The sequence below is a fragment of the Cronobacter muytjensii ATCC 51329 genome (assembly GCF_001277195.1).
GTDB lineage: Bacteria > Pseudomonadota > Gammaproteobacteria > Enterobacterales > Enterobacteriaceae > Cronobacter > Cronobacter muytjensii.
Genome location: NZ_CP012268.1, coordinates 2575374 through 2589678 on the forward strand (window position 1 = coordinate 2575374; position 14305 = coordinate 2589678).

A 14305-nucleotide genomic window follows, 5' to 3' on the forward strand; every position below is an offset into this window, starting at 1 on the left:
GCGGGAGCGTGCTGTTACGAGAACCAGCCGCCAAACCACTGATGGAATTTCATCAGGACAAAATCCCACATCCGGCTGAAGAAACCGCCTTCATTAACCGCCTCCATCACCACCAGCGGACGCTGCTCGATGCTTTTGCCGTTGAGCTGAAAATCAATCGTGCCGACCACCTGCCCCGCCTTCAGCGGCGCGGTCAGTTGTGGCGAATTGAGGGTATAGGTCGCCTTGAGATTTTTCAGTTGGCCTTTCGGGATAGTCACCGAGCCTGCCTCGCCTGCGCCGAGCCTGACCTCGCTGGTGTCGCCAAACCAGACGCGCTGGCTGACAAACGCGGCGTCCGGCTTGATGGGCGTGACGGTTTCAAAGAAGCGGAACCCCCACGTCAGCAGCTTTTCTGACTCGCGAAAGCGCACGCCGTCGGTTTTCGCGCCGAGCACCACCGAGATAAGACGCATATCGCCCTGCGTCGCCGAAGCCACGAGGTTATAGCCCGCGCCCGCCGTGGTGCCGGTTTTCATACCGTCCACGTTCATGCTGGTGCTCCACAGCAGGCGGTTGCGGTTCGGCTGGCGGATATTGTTAAACGTAAACTCTTTCTCTTTGTGGACGGCGTACTCATCCGGCACGTCGTGGATCAGCGCTTTGCCGAGCAACGCCATATCGCGCGCGGTGCTGAACTGCCCCGGCGCATCAAGGCCGTGCACCGTTTTAAACGTGGTGTTGGTCAACCCGAGGCGCTTCGCGTAGCCGTTCATCAGGCTGACGAACGCGTCCTGGCTGCCCGCCACATAATCGGCGATGGCGATGCTGGCGTCGTTGCCGGACTGAATAATCACGCCTTTATTAAGATCCGCGACCGAGACCTGATCGCCGGGCTTTAAGAACATCAGCGATGAACCGCGCAGCGCCGGGTTGCCGGTCGCCCAGGCGTCTTTGCCGACGGTGACTTTATCATCGAGGTGAATTTTTCCCGCCTTGAGCGCCTGGCCGACCACATAGCTGGTCATCAGCTTGGTCAGGCTCGCCGGATCGAGTTTTTCATCGGCGTTGCCTTCGGCCAGTACTTTGCCGCTGTGATAGTCCATAAGGATCCAGGCGCGGGCCTCGACCGCAGGCGCGGCGGGCGCGATGGGGTCGGCCGCATGGGCGGCGGTAAGCGAAATCAGAAGAAACGCGCCTGAGAGAGCACGCGCGCAGGAAGCGCCGGAGCGTGAGAGTGAGGTCATAAAAGCCACCTGAATATCCATTCCAGAAACTACTACAAATCAACCGTATCGGTAAAAAGGTGAGTAATAACGCACAAACGGCTTCAATGAAACAGCGCGCGGGTAAAGTTTTTAAAGTTTCACTTTTACCGTCACAAACCGGCGCGGCGGGAGAACATTTTCAGGCGGTTGCTAAAGCGCGGGGTTTATTCCACCATGAGCGTTCACACGTGGCGCGCAGGCGTTCGCCGCCGCGGCATCGTTCATCTGCAAAAGGAGCAAGTCATGATAACCGTCTGGGGTCGAGAGAATTCCACCAACGTGAAGAAGGTGCTGTGGTGTCTGGAAGAGCTGGAGCTGCCGTATAACCGCATTCCGGCGGGCGGCCAGTATGGCATTAACCGCGACGCGGACTACCTGGAGATGAACCCGAACGGGCTGGTGCCATGCCTGCGTGACGATGAAACCGACCTGGTGCTGTGGGAATCCAACACCATTGTGCGCTATCTCGCGGCGCAATATGGCCAGGGCCGCCTGTGGCAGGAGTGCCCGGTTGCGCGCGCCCGCGGCGAGAAGTGGATGGACTGGGCCATCAGCACGCTGCCCGCGCCGCACCGCGGCGTCGTGTTCAGCCTGGTGCGCACGCCGCCCGAGCAGCGCGACCCGGCGCTGATTGAAGAGAGCAAAAAGCAGTGCGACGCGCTGTTCGCCATGCTTGACGCTGAGCTTGCGAAAACCCCGTGGCTTTCCGGCGACGCGTTCGGCATCGCCGATATGGCCCCTGCGCCGCACATCTATAATCTCTTTAACGTCGGCATCGAATGGACGCCGCGCCCGCATCTGGCGCGCTGGTATCAGCAGCTCACCGAGCGCCCGGCGTTTCGCAATATCGTCATGATCCCGGTCAGCTAATCACGACGCCGGACTGACTTTCAGCAGCTGACCGTCGGTTTCGTCGGTCAGCACATATAAGAAGCCGTCCGGCCCGACCCGCACGTCGCGAATCCGCTTGTTTTCCCCCTCCAGCAGCCGTCCGTCTTCCGTGACCTTATTGCCGTTTACCGACAGCTGTATCAGGTTTTGATCTTTAAGCGCGCCGATAAACAGCTTGTTTTTCCACTGCGGAAATTTATCGGCGTTATAGAACGCCATGCCGCTCACCGCTGGCGACACCTTCCAGTAAAAGAGCGGCTGTTCCGTCCCCGGCGCCTCGCCGCCTTTGGCTTCCGGAATCGGCTCACCGCTGTAGTTTATGCCCCAGGTCGCGAGCGGCCAGCCGTAGTTTTTGCCCGCTTCGGGAAGGTTAATTTCATCACCACCTTTCGGGCCGTGCTCATTAAGCCACATCGCCTGGCTCCAGGGGTTGAGCGCCAGCCCCTGCGGGTTACGTATGCCGTATGACCAGATCTCCGGGCGCGCGCCCGGCTTACCGACGAACGGATTGTCTTTCGGCACGTCGCCGTTTTCCGTCAGACGCACCACTTTGCCCTGGAGCTTATCGAGATCCTGCGCGGTCGGGCGCTGGTTGTTCTCGCCCAGCGCGATAAAGAGATAGCCTTTGCCGTCAAACGCCATACGTCCGCCAAAGTGATTGCCGGTGGAGAGCTTCGGCTGCTGGCGGAACACCACTTTAAAATTCTCCAGCCGTTGCATATCGTCGCTAAGACGCCCGTAGCCCACCGCGGTGCCCGCTTTACCGTCGCTGCCGGCTTCGGCGTAGCTCAGCCAGACCCGGCGGCTTTCGTTAAAATCCGGCGCCAGCACGACATCCAGCAGCCCGCCCTGCCCCTGATGCCAGACCTCAGGCACGCCGGTAATCGGGCCAGAGAGCCCTTTGCCCGGCTGCCAGCGTTTCAGCTCGCCTTCACGAAGCGTAATCAACATGCCCTGATTATCTGGCAGAAACGCCAGCGACCAGGGATGGTCGAGATTCTCCTGCAACACGTCGACTTTCGCGGGCAGCGCGGCGGCGGAGGCGCTGACAAAGAGCAGCAGCGCAAGTAAACGAGGCGAGCGTAATGGCATGGCGTTCTCCTTATGGCAGTCCCGATTAAGGGTAGCCAGCGGTCACGGCGGCAGCCTGACTTTTACAAAAACTTTAACAAAGCGGCAGGCATAAGATACCAGTACAAATTTCCCGCCAACCTCTGTAAAATCCCCGCCCTGATAACTCCATAAATGATGAATTTTTAATCTATGAGCAATGTAATGCAGCAGCCTAAGATTGGCTTTGTTTCGTTGGGCTGCCCTAATAATCAAAAAATAAATTACGCCCTATAAACCCCCACCATTGCTTTACTCACTGATTTTTATAAAAAAAGAGGCCATTAGCCTCTTTTTTCCGTTAACAAGCATCATCCCTTTGGAGGGAATGGATCTTTACCGTGTGAATCGCTATCACGAATTTGTCCATTGGGACGATGAATTACAAGTTCACTGCCTTGATTTCGGGCAATTGCACGACCAGCATCTATTGCCTGCTGCTGCGTGCTATGGGTCGAAGTAACCTTCCCATTTCCTGCCCCTCTTACAGCCCAAGCCCCATTGTGGGGTACAACATGCTGGTTCTTACCCATACAAGTTACCTGCTGTGTAAAATACACCATATGGTGCAATTTATAATTATACACACAATATATTGTACCTCACTTGTACACTGTCACATTTTTAATCTTAAACCGTAACTACTTCACAAATCTTCTGCGTATCAAGCTATTCACCATCTTGAGTTAATTGTTTATCTGAAAAGACTTGTGTCATCACCTTTACGTCCATTCCATGTTACTTTTTTGTAAATCTTGTCATAAAATACCTTTGTACAGTTTGTGTACCGGGATTAGGTGAATAGCTATGACTGAAGAACAATTCGAGCGAGACTACCCGAAAGATCAGTACAACTACGTTCATAAAAGCAGTAGAACTAAAGGATCAATGGGTGAAACTGAAATTGATGTTTATGACATTGTTTCAAAGGAAACAGGGAAAGTAGTTATTACGGCGACACGTACAGAGCACACTAGACATAGGCCCCTTAAGACAACCATTTCTTGGGATTGGTAAGTACGCAGGGTAAGCCAAAATGAAAGATAAACGAAACATCGGTAATACAATTGTGATTTTGCTGATAGTCCTTCTTTTGGCTTACTGTTCTTCAGGGCATGATGGTGGCTATGGGCGTTATGATATTAATTTTATGGATGAATAATAATTAAAGCCCGCTTTTTTTTGCGAGCTATTATAGATTCTCAGTTTCTATAAATCTTTATAGATTTGCCTCGAATCGAAAATTTTGGATATCAAATAGACATATTGGTCTTCAGAAACAAACTCTTTGAACCCCTCAATAAGATCGAAGGCCATAAAGTTTGTTGGTACAAGTATATATTTTATATCATTATAATCAAATCTAAGACGTGAAGCCTCAGATTTCCACAACGCATCGTTTGCTTTTTTCTTCCAATCCTTCTCTCTGGCTCTAATTATCTTAACAGGTATAACATCATTAGTAGTGATATCAGGGACATAACGCCACTCACTTTCATTAGCGAACCGGTAATTCTTATGATATTCATCGCCTCTAGTGAGCTCACCTTCGTAATTTTTCATATATCGCATTACATTTTGAAGGTTACGATACTTCTGCCTAGCTATTTTACGCTCTTCAACTGAATTAATATTTAATAATTCGTTACTCATGTCTCTTAGCTGTTCATCAAAATACTCAAACATAGAACAATTATGGTTAAGATAACTTACTGGGTTAAGTCCTTTATTAATAGCCCAACTTTTCTTTAATCCAATACCATAATAGCCATATTTTTTCATATGTTCGTGCAGATTAGACAATCGAATATCGCAAAAAGATACCATTGGTATCCCAAACCTACGTTTAGAACCATTAGGCCCCACTATAATTTCTTTCGCATAAGAAGCCTTGAAAAATTTATCCTTGAGAATATTTAATAGGATATCATTATCATCGGTGAAATGAAAAACGGTGTTAGGATATAAACTTCTTTCAGATGGAATAGTGATTTTTTTTGTCATTTTCATTGATTTCCTAATATTGCCATAATTATAATGCCTTTTATCTCAAAAAAAGATAAGAAACAGTATATTGATATCGAAAGGATTCAACTAGTTACAGTAGGGAAGTATGCGTTCTAACCCCCCTACCACTATATCAGTTCTTAACGTCAACCATATTGGTAAGCATTTCTTTCTTCACGCGAAACACTGTAGCCCGACCGCAATCACACAACTTCGCGATCTCGTCGGGAGTGTTCTTCCCAGCCTGTAACATATCGATAATTTTGCTATGAAGTTCCTTGTTCTTCTGCTTGCCCTTGTACTTCCGGGCTTCTTTGGCAAGAGCAATCCCCTCGTTGCGGCGTGATGCGATCATGCCTCGCTCAAATTCTGCAACGGCTCCCATCATGGTTAGGATTAGGCGGGATTGTGGGGAGTTGTCGAAGCTCATTGAGTTTGCAAGAAACTGAACAGTGATCCCACGCTCAACGAGATTATCAATCATCTCCAACAAATCGCGGGTATTACGTGCGAGGCGATCAATGGAATGCGTAATGAGGGTATCACCTTCACGGAGGTGTGAAAGCAGGTTCAACAATTCAGGTCTTTCGCTGGTGGACTTACCTGATTCTTTCTCTGTAACGATTTTGTCACAAACAGGTTCTAGTACTGCCAACTGACGCTCAAGATTCTGATCCTTCGTTGAGACTCTCGCATAACCAAAAATCATTTTCCTGCCCTCACTGCCGATTAGTATCATTTGAAATAACAGAATGATACAGTCTCATTTAAATTCATTCAACATCTAAATGATACTAAACGAGACGCTAAAGCGGAGTATCAGAAGGGACTACTCTACTGAGACTAGTAATTACAGTGATTATACCTCTGTTTACTTCCTTCTCTCTGGTCTCTGTTCTCTCGTCTCCGGTCTCTCGCCTCTGTTCTCTCGTCTCTCGTCTCTCGTCTCTCGTCTCTCGTCTCTGGAGATGTTTTCCTTGGACTCACTTGATTTTCTACCGATTTAAATTAGTAGGCTATACAACAAAGGAGGCGTGGGTTTGAACTTAGCGTCACTCTTATCTTTTAAGTAAAAAAGCAATAAAATACTGGATAAAAAAACAGTATTTGATTATTGTATCAATGTTCACTTTTGCAGCCTTTCTTGTTTTCAAAAAAGACTACTGCATTTACATTATCCCTATGTTTCTTTAGGACAATGTGAAGTGTTATGGCTGAGTTACATGAAGTTAAACCAAGAGAGCAAGCGGGAAGAGACACTTTAGAACGCTATAATGCTCAGATCAGAGCAGCAAGTATTGCATGTTTGTCTATCCTAGAGGGTAAAGATGTCAAACGCGTTTTTTGCGAATTTCACGATGATTTTGTCATTGAAAAAGTCATTGCTAGTGATATTCGTTACACATTTGTACAAGTCAAAACTAAGGAGAAACTGCGAGAAATTTGGAAACTACGAGACGTGTTTGGGATTTTAAAAAGGAAAAGTGCAAAAAATCCTCAGACAGATGAAATGATCAGAGATAGTTTCGTTGGGAAACTATTGCAACATACGATTAATTTCGGAGAGTCTTGTAATGAAATTGTTTTCCTTACAAATACGCATGTTGATGAAGATATAGAGAACATTATCGATGATATCGTTTCTGAAACCTTTTCTAATACACACTGCAAACTTATAATTGACTCGTTTAATAATTGCTTCATCTCAATCCAGGAAGATCACGAAAAGCTAGATATTGATGCGATAAAACAAAATCTTAAGAAACTAAAATTTGAAACTGATGTTGAATATATTAAAAGCAAACATGAAACGTTTGAAATACTTGCTAAACAGAAGATATTTAAATTTAGCGAAATTGAACTATCACACACAGAAGCAAAAGAAATATTATTTTCTCTTTTGGCACTAGTAAACTCAAAATCAAGTGTAAAAATTAATGATTGTTCAAGAGAAAATATAAAAAAGCTGGCTGGTATAGATATCGATGATCTCCTAGATGTTCTCAGCATCTCAAAACGTGCTTATTATGACTTTTTAGATAATGGCGATGAACACGCCCTAAAATCAGCGTCAGTAATTGAAAGATTGCTGAGAAAAGCAGGAGCCAACGACATGGAAGTAGATTTTTTCACAAGATGTAAAATAAAATGGGATCAGTGGTTAAGGAATAATAGACATATTATATCTGAGTTTGATTATATCACAATCGACAGAGAAATTAATGCAACCTTAGATAAACTAACGTTTATGCATGGAAATTTATTTTTATCAAACTTAAGAGCATTCATTAATGAATTATATGATTCATTAAATCAAAATAATTTACTTCATTCCTTAGATAAAGAGGCTTTAACCGGAAGTCTTTTTTCCAGATTAGTAGAGCGTTCAAAATGAACTACGATGAATTTTTCGACATTATATCTAAAAAAGATATTAAAATTGACATAAAACATATAGATAAGCAAGAGAGTTTAGGCCTAAACAATGAAGCTCTGTTCCAATTACCTTTAATAGCTCTTATTATACTTCTTTTATCTAAAAATCGTGTAAAACCGCGTGCTAGTGAAATAGGAAGCTTAGTAGGTAGACTTTTAGAAGACGTAATGCTGGGATTCAAGGGATCATCACAATTATTAGGCTGGTCTGCCAATCTTAGAATACGTACAGTCACCGCTTTACAATTTCTTGAGTCAGTACAACTCGTTATAATTGATGAAAGTAATAAGAAATTAAGCATTACCAAATTAGGAAAAAAAGTTATCGACAAAGCATTTTTATATGAAAGTGATTTGTCTTATAATCTGGCATTAATAGAAAGATCATATAGAAATTACTGTGTTGATTCAAAATTAGACGGTGAGTTATTATGAAACTTGTAAGTATAAAAATTAAAGGTAGGGGAATTGTTGGGCTTGAATCCGACGAACTTGTTTTTGGTAAAAATATTACTGAATTTTACGGACCTAATGGGTGTGGTAAAACGCCACTACTGCAATCAATCTCTTATTGCCTTGGATACCCATGCAAATTTAGAGATGATATTTATAAATTATGCAAATCTGCCACCCTTACTTTTACGATAGCTAATAATATTTTTAAAGCCACTAGAGACTTTGAACATACTGACTTCATTTTGTCCTTAGAAAGCAATAAAGAGATATTGAAGTTTTACAATGAAGCTGATTATTCTAAGTACATTTTCGAAAAACTATCTTTAAATTACCCATCACTTCTTACAACTCAGAACAAACAGTCTTATCCTTACTTATCAACTATTCTTCCTATATTTTATCTTGATCAAGACTTAGGTTACTCAAAATTTTATTACTCGCCAAGAAACTTTATTAAAGATCAGTTTTCTGAAATGCTCAGAATAGTATTCTCTTTGCCAGAAAAACATTCTTTTGATGCTAAAAAGAAAAATATTAATCTTACAGAAGAAATTAAATATTTAGATAATTCATTAGCAGTACAAAGAAGAAATATTGAAATAGCTAAAGATGCCCATAAAGATAAAAACATCGAATCAATCGATAGTTCGATTAATGGTCTGAAAGACGAACTTACTGAACTGAAAAATAGCAAATCATTAAAAAATGATTCTCTTGTGAGCATAGATGCAGTCATAAGAAATCAAAAAGAAAACCTAAACGCTCTCAAGTCAGAATTAAAATTCATGGAAAGAAGAGAGTCATCATTATTACAAATAATGAAAGAAATTAACACTGAAATAAATACCCTCAACCTAAATGAGGAAGCTAAAAGAATATTTCGCTCTTTTGAGGAAATTTGCCCATCCCTAGATTGTAAAATGTTTACAAGAAGTTCTGAAAGCTATGCAAAACATCTTTTATATCTTAAAGATCAAATTAAAGATATTGAAAGAAGTTTAAATTTAGATAGTGATCGGCATGACGCGATAGAACAGGAAATAAAACACACGAGTAAGACCATCGAAGACCTGAACACTATGAGAACCAATATTATTGAAGAGGAAGATATATCTTCAGTAATTGACGCTATTTCTGAAATAACATCAATGTTATTTAAGCTACAACTTGAGAAAAATGAATTAAATAAAATAGCGTTATTAGAGGCAAAGTATGTTGAAATGCTTAATAAACGTGAACACGCTTTAGACGAATTAGATGGTCTCGATAAAAATAGACAGACAATCCCTAGATTGGCAAAGGTTAAGACAACCTTACGAGATAAATTCATATTCTGGTTAAAAGTATTGAAAACCCCTAACATTGATTTCAATATTACATTTGAAAATGATTTCAGTCCAACAATGGGCTATGAAACCTTAGAACAATTAAAAGGCAGCACTAAATCACGAGCTATACTAGCTTATAGAAGTGCATTGATAGAAAGCATGATAGAATTAAATTGCAAGTCTTTTATGTTTGCTATATTTGATACTCCGAAGCAACATGAAATACATCACGAAGACATAGATAATTTTATTATGGCTTTAAAGAAATTATCTAAAAAACATAACTTTCAGTTTATCTTCTCGTCAACAGAATACAAATATAATGGTGATGATGATGATATCATTTTAACTCCTGAATATCCAGGGGAGCAGCATGACATGTTCTTAAGAAGATATTAGTTAATGACACTCCATGCTTGTAAAAACAAGCATGGAGTGTTTTCCCACAAGTTCTAAACGATATAGAGATAGCTAATCACGAAAATAGCATCTTCTAAAAATCATATTGTATAATTAAGTAATATATGCTTTATGAAAATCATGAGCAAAATATTCAGATACGTCGAAGGGTATTGTTATCTGGGAGTTCTAGGAAATTTAAATTAGCACAAAAAAAAAGAGGCTGACATTTTATTCGAGTAAAGAATCCCTTAGTTTATTTTTTTTGAAAACTGCCTCCCTGACATAGTATTATTTCGTCTTTTAAAGACAAGTAACTTAGACGCATTCGACTATATACTTAAATAAGGCCGCTTTCGCGACCCTATACAATCTTGTTTTACTATAATCGATTAAGAACCATGTACGCTGGCTGGCACATGCTGCCGCGTTCCTGTAGCCAGTAGTAGTCCAGATCTGCCACACGTACATTGAGCCCCGAATCCACACGGTTGATCTGTAACCGTAGCCCTACAGTATCTTTGTACGATAAACCAGATTTAACATTGTACTTATACTTTACATCTCTTTCTTCTTCAAAAGATTTGAGATAAGGGGTAATCTGCTTCTGGATTTCTTTCAGACAAATAACTTCATTGCCAACAATAAAGGGATTTTCAGCTTTCCCTTCTGGCGAAGTAGCCGCAATTGTGGTTAATGGGAGTAACATTAATAGTACTGATATTGTTTTCATCATTTATTCGATTCCTTGAGTGAACGTTACTGTTTCGAACAAATTTGTGTAATTGTTGAATTATGATTAAATTCAACATCAATTACCTTTATAGTATTATCATTCAGTACTGATACAAAGTAGTTACTTGATGAGTTCCCGTACTTCTTTGACCCATCTACTGCAATCTTGTTAAATTCAGCTGTATATATACTATCTTCTTCGCCAGGAATTGGCATTCTGCTGATTAATTCATTGTCTGAAATAGTATAGTAAATTGAAATCCCTTTATCGGAATAATAACCTGAATCGTATTTTGTTCCCTGTCGAGTTTGTGTTATCGCATCAAACTTATCACATTTATAAACATTGGACTTTGTCTTTTCCGTACTGTCAGCCGTTGAAGCCTTTGCATCAGTACTCTTATCTTGTGAAACAATCCCTGCACCAATTCCAATAGACACCATGAAAACAACAAAACTTATCACCAAGGAAAGTGTTAAAGTACGGAATTTTCCCTGACCTTTATTTCTGAAACGGTTTGAAACTTTCTTATAACAAAGTACCGAAATTGCTATGCAGATAATGAAAACGATCAATCCAGACATACATTTTCCTCAGATTTCATTTACGTTAAGTTTCTCATAGCGTTCAGGCCAGATCGTACTAACGGGTACACCGATAAAATCGGCGATAATTCGCTCACCTTTCGGCCAATGTCGCTCAAGTACGTTATAAAGTGTTCTTTCATGTAAACCGCTATCTCTGGATAGCTGTGCCAACGTTCCTCCTCGCTTCTTGATAGCTGCCAAGATATCGGCCCTATGCCAGTTCTCAGTACTGGAATTCTGATCCTTTATCTGCGATCCTGATTGATTGTGAATACTCATAATGACCACTCATTACTAAGATTAAGAACATGATTGATCATTAAAAGGAATTCGTCAAATAAAAATAAGGAACAATGTTCCTTTTAATGTGGTGACTGTGAATGGCAGGCAAAAAAGAGAGCGTTGAGCAGTTCAGCGAAAGACTTAAATCAATAGTACCTTCTGGTTCAGGGCGAGATTTCGCCAAAAAAGCAGGCATTGGCTACAGTACTGTCCACAACTATCTACAAGCTGTATCAAGCCCTACGCTTGAGAATCTTGTGCTTCTGGCTAAAGCTGGTGGCGTGTCGGTTGAATGGCTGGCTACTGGAAAAGAGTTTTCAAAATCGGCAAACACAAACCAAGCCGAAGAACTGTTGAAAATTCCTTTTATTGATTCTAATGATTTCCTTTTACTGGATTCAGGTGTTTTCCCCGATTTACAGGAAAAGGCAGGGTCTCTTGCTGCATTACGGGTCAGTACAGATGTAATGGAACCAACATTCTTAGTTGGCAGTATTTTACTTGTTGATCAGCAACATAAGCAATTAAAAGACGGTAAAGTGGTAGTACTCCACAAGGAAGGAAACTACTTGTACAAGCGAGTTCAGGTAGTGCCAGATGGATACAATTTGAGCAGTGATAACCCCAAATACAGTGCGATGATCGTCAATCAGGATTCACTATCCTCCTTTGATGTGCTGGGGGAAGTACTGATAGTACTGAATCATCTGTAGTCTGTGTTTATGAAGCCCTTTAAACGTTCTCAGTGCATTTCTGAGGTGTTTTTTTACTGTTCCGATGCTTAGGCCCTATTTTGAACTACCTCCCCCTCAAGGGCTTCCTGTGCGTTTTGTCCGAAACACCATCATAGCAAGGAAATGACTGGATCGGGGTTCGCTCTGGTCAGTACTGACAGGGCTTTTCAAGTAACTGAAATAGCAGATACGCACTAAGTACACTAAGGGTTTATCTGTAAAATAAGTAATTAAATAACAGTCAGTTATGTACTTCCGAAAAGAGCAAAAAAACGCGATTTGGTTCGCTCTGCAAGTGACCGAAGGGAACGAGCAGTAGAACCTAATCCAGCGAACAGTACTCGCTTGCGGGTACTGTTTAATCATTTATATAATTATAACAATGAGATAGCTATCAAGTACTCACTGCGTGAGCACTCTCACTAACTACCCGAAACAGTTCGCTTGCTTCGCCGCTCCTGCTTTCAGGCAGTTAATTCGCTTTCGCTCTTTGGTTGATGTCCGTTTTTTCTCTAAGTATATATTATAAGGGGTTATTTTTGGACATGCTGCTGCTTTTCATGTCGGTGTTTCGGATTGTATTTGCATCTCTTTTTTGTACTGCTTTCTGGTATCTGTCCCACATAGCCGTAGTATCGTCAGTACTGAGATCCGCGTTGACAGTACTTGCAAGAAATGCTTTGAATGCCACTAACTCAAGCCCCGGATTATCCTTTTTCCAGCGACTGAAACGCTTCGATTTTGTATCACTCAATGCAGGCAGTCTCTTAACGTTTGTGGCTCCTTTTGGCCTTCCTGATGCCCCCGGTGCTACGTTTTCCAGCACTCCGGGAATATGTTCAATATTTGTACTCAATGATTCAGCCTGCCATTTATCGAACACATAGACAATCTGAGTTGCATCATTGTTGAACTGACGTGATATCCCCCTTAAAGCGAACTGGTGAAGGTTTTCGTACTCTCTTGCCTGATGGATGTCTTCACCTGTAATCTTTAATAGCAACTCACACAGCTTCGCTTCTGTATCGTCTGGACGCATACAGGCTAACCAGACGCATGTATGTCGATCTTTGTAGTCGTTATGCCCCCTCGCATCAGGGCTTATTCTGTAAGCCTTGTGCAGCTTCTGCTTGTCGGTATTGTTGTTCGTCCAGTAGTATTCCTGACCTTCGAGTACTTCAGAGAGGTAAGCATAAACACGCTGGAGTTGACCAGGGTTCCTTTCCTTCCATGTCTTTGATAATTTTATATTTTCTGAGAAATAGTATACTTTGAGGCGTTCAGTTAAAGGAACTTTTCGTTGTTGCAGATCATCCAGACTGATTTCTTCAAACATCCCTTGATTTGCCTTATAAGTCAATGAATTTTCGAAGTTTGCCCCCATGAAAGTAACAGGTAATCCGAGATACTTACTGAGATCTTTCCATCCAAGAATGCTCAATTGCACTTTCTCTGGATCGACAAAGTAATCGTTGTTCATGATGAAAATATCATTCTCAGCTATAACAGAAAGCTCTTGGGCGATTTTGTTCATTAAATCCCCTTTTACTGCTTTCTTTTTCGCTGTTAAGTACTGTCTTTTTTCTTCATCGACAACCTCATGTTCTTGCATAAGATCATGATAGATAATGTCTTTGATTCGCTGATTATCGTCATTAACATTTTTGAATGAATGGAAATTAGTCACATCATCAAGCCAAATCTGCCAACCTTCTAATATTTCAACTGGTATTCTAAAAAATGTTTTATCACTAATGATAAGAACCCGCTCAACTGGTGCTTTGAGGAAATCCAGTACTGCATTAATGACATTTTTACTCCTGGGCATTAAATCGCTAATCAGTAATTTGCAGTTGTTAAAATTTTTAGCTGTATCTGTAGCGAGTTTCTGTGTATTTTGTACGATAATAAACTTTTCGGCACTGCCTTTTGTGTTGAGTACTTTATTGATATTCTCACATAATTGATATGTTTTACCTGAACCACATTCAGCAGAAACGTACTTAAACTTATTATAAATAGGTGTAGGATTAATCATTTCTACACGCTCCATATTGATTATTTAGAAAGGCCGATTCGTTCCAGTGAGTCG

At 41.8% G+C, this 14305-nt stretch carries 16 protein-coding genes; 7 read left to right on the top strand and 9 right to left on the bottom strand.

The features are described 5' to 3' along the window. Positions 1 to 14: 14 nt before the first annotated feature. Positions 15 to 1226, bottom strand: coding sequence for a serine-type D-Ala-D-Ala carboxypeptidase (gene dacC / locus AFK63_RS11955; protein WP_050568175.1), 1212 nt, complete (start codon positions 1224 to 1226; stop codon positions 15 to 17). 264 nt (positions 1227 to 1490) lie between these two features. Between dacC and AFK63_RS11960 the strand changes: the two genes are divergently transcribed. Then, positions 1491 to 2117 carry a glutathione S-transferase family protein gene (locus AFK63_RS11960; protein WP_038863920.1) on the top strand — a complete coding sequence of 209 codons (627 nt, stop codon included), beginning with the start codon at positions 1491 to 1493 and terminating at the stop codon, positions 2115 to 2117. Here AFK63_RS11960 and AFK63_RS11965 read toward each other — a convergent pair whose 3' ends face one another. After that, complete coding sequence (locus AFK63_RS11965; protein ID WP_038863921.1) at positions 2118 to 3230, bottom strand: PQQ-dependent sugar dehydrogenase; 1113 nt, start codon at positions 3228 to 3230, stop codon at positions 2118 to 2120. 329 nt (positions 3231 to 3559) lie between these two features. Next, positions 3560 to 3811 (bottom strand): DUF2188 domain-containing protein, encoded by a 252-nt coding sequence (locus AFK63_RS20565; RefSeq protein WP_438802294.1) that lies wholly within the window; start codon positions 3809 to 3811, stop codon positions 3560 to 3562. Positions 3812 to 4055: 244 nt separating this feature from the next. Between AFK63_RS20565 and AFK63_RS21250 the strand changes: the two genes are divergently transcribed. Both AFK63_RS21250 and AFK63_RS21730 read left to right on the top strand, forming a co-directional pair. After that, positions 4056 to 4265, top strand: coding sequence for a hypothetical protein (locus AFK63_RS21250; RefSeq protein WP_144420901.1), 210 nt, complete (start codon positions 4056 to 4058; stop codon positions 4263 to 4265). 19 nt (positions 4266 to 4284) lie between these two features. Next, complete coding sequence (locus AFK63_RS21730) at positions 4285 to 4410, top strand: hypothetical protein (protein ID WP_263441221.1); 126 nt, start codon at positions 4285 to 4287, stop codon at positions 4408 to 4410. Between the two features lie 47 nt (positions 4411 to 4457). Here AFK63_RS21730 and AFK63_RS11970 read toward each other — a convergent pair whose 3' ends face one another. Both AFK63_RS11970 and AFK63_RS11975 read right to left on the bottom strand, forming a co-directional pair. After that, complete coding sequence (locus AFK63_RS11970) at positions 4458 to 5258, bottom strand: abortive infection system antitoxin AbiGi family protein (RefSeq protein ID WP_050568171.1); 801 nt, start codon at positions 5256 to 5258, stop codon at positions 4458 to 4460. Positions 5259 to 5388: 130 nt separating this feature from the next. Then, positions 5389 to 5964, bottom strand: a complete 576-nt coding sequence (locus AFK63_RS11975) for a recombinase family protein (protein WP_023339125.1) — start codon at positions 5962 to 5964, stop codon at positions 5389 to 5391. Between the two features lie 501 nt (positions 5965 to 6465). Between AFK63_RS11975 and AFK63_RS11980 the strand changes: the two genes are divergently transcribed. Genes AFK63_RS11980 through AFK63_RS11985 form a run of 3 tightly spaced genes read left to right on the top strand, consistent with a single transcriptional unit; the run spans position 6466 to position 9874 of the window. After that, positions 6466 to 7650 (top strand): dsDNA nuclease domain-containing protein, encoded by a 1185-nt coding sequence (locus AFK63_RS11980; protein WP_038863922.1) that lies wholly within the window; start codon positions 6466 to 6468, stop codon positions 7648 to 7650. Further along, a complete protein-coding gene (locus AFK63_RS20570; RefSeq protein ID WP_071603710.1) occupies positions 7647 to 8126 on the top strand; it encodes a hypothetical protein in 480 nt (159 codons plus the stop codon). The genes AFK63_RS11980 and AFK63_RS20570 overlap by 4 nt, the downstream gene beginning before the upstream one ends. Beyond that, the gene (locus AFK63_RS11985) at positions 8123 to 9874 is read left to right on the top strand and encodes an AAA family ATPase (protein ID WP_038863924.1); all 1752 of its coding nucleotides are present in this window, start codon (positions 8123 to 8125) and stop codon (positions 9872 to 9874) included. Before AFK63_RS20570 ends, AFK63_RS11985 begins: the two co-directional genes overlap by 4 nt. 382 nt (positions 9875 to 10256) lie before the next feature. On the opposite strand, the gene AFK63_RS11990 is transcribed toward AFK63_RS11985, so the two are convergent. Genes AFK63_RS11990 through AFK63_RS20575 form a run of 3 tightly spaced genes read right to left on the bottom strand, consistent with a single transcriptional unit; the run spans position 10257 to position 11476 of the window. Then, a complete protein-coding gene (locus tag AFK63_RS11990) occupies positions 10257 to 10607 on the bottom strand; it encodes a hypothetical protein (protein WP_407638554.1) in 351 nt (116 codons plus the stop codon). 26 nt (positions 10608 to 10633) lie between these two features. Further along, positions 10634 to 11194, bottom strand: a complete 561-nt coding sequence (locus AFK63_RS21255) for a hypothetical protein (RefSeq protein ID WP_144420902.1) — start codon at positions 11192 to 11194, stop codon at positions 10634 to 10636. Positions 11195 to 11203: 9 nt separating this feature from the next. Then, positions 11204 to 11476: a helix-turn-helix domain-containing protein gene (locus AFK63_RS20575; RefSeq protein ID WP_071603711.1), complete on the bottom strand. Its 273-nt coding sequence runs from the start codon at positions 11474 to 11476 to the stop codon at positions 11204 to 11206. A 101-nt stretch (positions 11477 to 11577) separates the two neighbouring features. On the opposite strand from AFK63_RS20575, the gene AFK63_RS11995 reads away from it, so the two are divergent. Beyond that, positions 11578 to 12192, top strand: coding sequence for an XRE family transcriptional regulator (locus tag AFK63_RS11995; protein ID WP_038863927.1), 615 nt, complete (start codon positions 11578 to 11580; stop codon positions 12190 to 12192). A gap of 544 nt (positions 12193 to 12736) precedes the next feature. Here AFK63_RS11995 and AFK63_RS12000 read toward each other — a convergent pair. Continuing rightward, positions 12737 to 14251 carry a type III restriction endonuclease subunit R gene (locus tag AFK63_RS12000; protein ID WP_071603712.1) on the bottom strand — a complete coding sequence of 505 codons (1515 nt, stop codon included), beginning with the start codon at positions 14249 to 14251 and terminating at the stop codon, positions 12737 to 12739. Positions 14252 to 14305 lie beyond the last annotated feature (54 nt).